Genomic DNA, 2,153 nt, shown 5'->3' on the forward strand with positions numbered 1-2,153 from the left:
ATAGCTGAGCGTCAGGTTCACCGGACCCGTCACCCGGGTGAGCCTGTTCTCCACATCATGAGCGTAGCCCCACGCACCCCGGCCCGCAAGATTGCCGCGCCCGTCATAGGAGAGGCTGGTGCCGCCGCTGGTGGTGAGCTGGTCCAGACCGTTCACCGACGCCGTCCCGCCCGCCGTGGCAATCGGCCCACAACAAAATAATTTCACAGGAAAATTACTTTTCAAATTCTTCTGTCGATACGTTACTTATTTTTGAGCAAGATATATTAGTTCCGATCGTAAGACCCGGCTGAACTCGCAATAATCCATCCCAGAACCAGAAGCTATATAGAGAACTTATTTGCACAAACCTCAAAAACGGCTTTTTCCATTTATACAATTTTTGCAAGATTTTCTTTGAAACAATACTCCACAAATCTTCCCATTCTTTCTCGTTCTTCACTGTAATATATCCCCATCCATCTGTCCCTACTGCACCACACTGAAACGGAAACGGAAACGGTGGCACAAGATCCTCTAACTTCTTGGCATCTCGGCTCACAACCGCCTTGGAGACGGCATTTTCCACCCTTTCACGCCACGAGATCAGCCATACATGGTAATCCTTCCACTTCTCCAGCGAAAGTGGAATGTCTTTCGGATGTGGAAAATTTCTGACCAACTCATGCAACAATGATAAATGTTTCACCCTTTTTTTCTTAAATAACCTATCAACATGACCAAAATATGGATTAAACTCCCATATATATGGCTCATATAATTCACTAGGTCTAATACAATCCCATCTTCTTATATAAAGATCAGGGTTAAAACACTTCATGATAGAAACTTTAAATCTCCACTTTTTATACCTTATCACATTTGTACATGAAATATGATATTTATCATTATATGGCCCTGGTCCTGACAACTTAATTGGCACGTCGGGAATCGCACGAGCCGTCTTTGCCAGCGGATCACGCTCAACTAAAATGTTGAGTTTCCACGGCACACTTGAAGGATGCGCGAACGCCTTCTCTTTTTCGTCATCAACAGGACTTAACGCCAGTGTCAATCGCATCCCACGTAAGCGAAATACTCGTTTCCGCCCGAGCCCCGGGATGGAATCGCACGGTGGCCTAAGATCCCCCAGTTCAAAATGACCCAGCATGTCGGAATCAATTATATCATAGGGATCTGGGGTAAGCAGATTACCCCAAGATTCTCTGTCTCCTGGAAATAACTTACATGTAAGAGGTCTAACATAACTCTGATGTGCCTTCGGTATTAATCCTGGAGTCAATAACGCACGCCCACCGCCACAGACTAGAAAATACCTTACAGTGCCTGTTGTATCTAATATTCGTTGCGACACTAGGAATGATCTTTGCGAAAAATCAATTTGATACATTTCTCTGATAGGCGAAATTTGTGGCCACAACCCTTTCCCAAAAGACTTATGGACAATAAAAATAATAAATAATGTTAAAAAAGTAAACATGCATCTTGATAAGATACTCATTGTCTCAAAACGCATTGGCGATATCATTACTAATTCCCAAAGAAAATCAATTTTTTGGTGGACACCCGAAACGATCCACGAAAGATTTTGGAACCATCAGTACCACTTCCATGACACCGGGTTTGGTTCCACTGTAAAGCTCAATGATCAAAAGTCCGGGATTGTCTTGCATGAAACGCTCCTGCAAAGTTAGCGAATTCGGGACTGGCTCGCTACCGTATTGGGTCCCGCCAATTACGTCACCTATGCGGTCGAATTCTTCTCCTGCGGCAGTTCTTCCATGGATGAGAGGAGCATATTCCCGCAGCACAGGGCCAGCGGTTAGTGTGCCAGTAAATTGCCGTGGAATAATAGCTGCGTCTCCGGGGCGCACGGGGAAAAGCATTGCTCCCACTCTACCAAATCTCTTCTTTGCATTGCGCGCGCCTGTAATAAGTACACGTGCCTGCACACGACATTCCACGAATTCCTCATTGGCACTTGACCCACCTTCTCCGTCTGGCGAGATCAGCCTGGGCTGAACGTGATTGCCGTTGGTGCCCGGAATACCCCTGCTTCCCACGGATACTCCCGGAATGAAAAAAGAACTCGGTCCGCCAAAGCGAATCCCGCCGGCAGATGATCCCGACCCCGAATTGACGGCCGGACAGCG

At 46.4% G+C, this 2,153-nt stretch carries 3 protein-coding genes; all 3 read right to left on the minus strand.

The window, feature by feature from the left end; genetic code table 11:
* The coding region (locus tag D6694_09685) for a hypothetical protein (GenBank protein RMH40786.1) at window positions 1-207 on the minus strand (207 nt) is incomplete at its 3' end.
* A gap of 7 nt (window positions 208-214) precedes the next feature.
* Window positions 215-1,060, minus strand: a complete 846-nt coding sequence (locus D6694_09690; protein RMH40787.1) for a hypothetical protein — start codon at window positions 1,058-1,060, stop codon at window positions 215-217.
* A 487-nt stretch (window positions 1,061-1,547) separates the two neighbouring features.
* Window positions 1,548-1,886 (minus strand): hypothetical protein, encoded by a 339-nt coding sequence (locus D6694_09695; protein ID RMH40788.1) that lies wholly within the window; start codon window positions 1,884-1,886, stop codon window positions 1,548-1,550.
* Between the last annotated feature and the right edge of the window lie 267 nt (window positions 1,887-2,153).

The organism is Gammaproteobacteria bacterium (genome assembly GCA_003696665.1).
Taxonomy (GTDB): domain Bacteria; phylum Pseudomonadota; class Gammaproteobacteria; order Enterobacterales.